Raw genomic sequence first — 1,539 nt, forward strand, 5'->3', positions numbered from 1 at the left:
AGTGCGTTGTGGCAAATGGAGTCCCTGTTCGATGAGCAGGGGCTTCTTCGTGTGCGGGGCATGACCGCGACGGGGTAGGGGCAGGCAGCGGACGGCTTGTTGTGGATCGAGGGGGGTGCGATGCCGTCGGTGTTGGGGTTGATGGAACAGCGTGAGGCGCGGGCGAGGCAGGATCTGGAGTCCTGGACGGAGGTCCTGGAACAGGCTCAGGCGGAGGTGGATGCCGCGCGGGAGCGAGTCGAGCGGGCCCGGGTGGGGCGTGAGGAGCTCGTGTCGGTGCTGGCCGAGGAGAGCCCGGTGAATACACCGGTTTCCGTGCCGTCTGGTGGTGAGATGGCTGCCGCCGTGGGACCGGAGATCAAGAACGAGGTGGAGAAGATCCGGCACCGTGCCTACGTGCTGGAGAAGCGGGGCTGGCTGGTGCGGGCGAAGGACGGACGGTTCACGCCCGCGCCCGGGGCAGTCGGCCGGGGCGCTTCTCCGGCCAGCGCGGAGCGTCTTGGGCCAGGCGCCGGGACAGCCTGATCACGGCGGCCCACCACACCATCTGGGCGTGGTGGTCGAGGCGGCGTTCGTGGTCGCGGTTGAGGCGGCGTGAGCGGGAGAGCCAGCTCAGCGTGCGCTCCACCACCCACCTGCGGGCCAGTACGACAAATCCGCGGTGTCCGTCGGAGCGGCGCACGACCTCGACGCGCACTCCGTGGCGGGCGAACGCCTTCGCCAGCGCCGGACCCTGGTAGGCGCTGTCGACCCACACCAGTTTCAGCAGCCGGCCCGGCTGCTCCACGAACGTCTCCAGCAGCGCGGGGGCGGCCTTGGAGTCGTGCACATCGGCTGTGGTCACGGTCACCTCCAGGAGCAGACCCTCGGTGTCGGTGAGGATGTGACGCTTGCGCCCGTCACGTGACTTGGCGCCGTCGTATCCGCGGCTGTCCTCGCCGACGGTCTCGGAGGCGTCCACCGACTGACTGTCGATGATTCCCGCGCTGGGCTCGGCGTTGCGGCCTGAGCGTTCCCTCGCCGTGCGGCGCAGGCGTTCGTGCAGTTCACGCACGTAGTCGCAGGCCCGCCAGCGGCGGAAGAAGTCGTAGACCGCCCGCCAGTACGGGAAATCGACCGGCATGGCCATCCACTTCACGCCGTTGTCGACCAGGTAGCGCACAGCGTCAAGCATCTCGCGATGGCAGTACGCCTCCGGACGCCCGCCCCGCTTCAGGAGCCAGGCCGGCACCGGCATCGCGGAGCGGACCTCGGCCCACTCCGCATCCGTCATGTCACTCGGATAGCACCGCACCCGCTGTCCCGGAGCGATCGAACCGAACCGGTGCACGTAGCAGTCACACCCAGGGGTGAGCGCGGTGGACGCATGCGCAGAGATACTGCTCAACTGATCGGGCAACGGGCTTCCTTGGTCGTGCTGGTGTCGTAACCGCGTCACTACCAAGGGGCCCGTTCTCTCATGCCCGCACCCGCACCCGAACCTCCGTCCAGATGATCACCGCTGCCGCTCGAACAAGATCCGGTTTGCCACAACGCACT

At 68.4% G+C, this 1,539-nt stretch carries 2 protein-coding genes; one reads left to right on the plus strand and one right to left on the minus strand.

Features of this window, described 5'->3' with window-relative positions:
• Window positions 1-96 precede the first annotated feature (96 nt).
• Entirely contained in the window at window positions 97-525 is a 429-nt protein-coding gene (locus tag ACFY16_RS43100; protein ID WP_390652688.1) for a hypothetical protein, read from the plus strand.
• On the opposite strand, the gene ACFY16_RS43105 is transcribed toward ACFY16_RS43100, so the two are convergent.
• On the minus strand, window positions 443-1,273 hold the full coding sequence (locus ACFY16_RS43105; protein ID WP_390652689.1) for an IS5 family transposase: 831 nt from the start codon (window positions 1,271-1,273) through the stop codon (window positions 443-445). The genes ACFY16_RS43100 and ACFY16_RS43105 overlap by 83 nt on opposite strands.
• Between the last annotated feature and the right edge of the window lie 266 nt (window positions 1,274-1,539).

Source organism: Streptomyces sp. NPDC001315 (genome assembly GCF_042896175.1).
GTDB lineage: Bacteria > Actinomycetota > Actinomycetes > Streptomycetales > Streptomycetaceae > Streptomyces.

Bases quoted from the DNA above. Each gene is read 5' to 3' on its own strand.
- ACFY16_RS43105 (WP_390652689.1), bottom strand. From the start codon at position 1,273: ATGACGGATGCGGAGTGGGCCGAGGTCCGCTCCGCGATGCCGGTGCCG.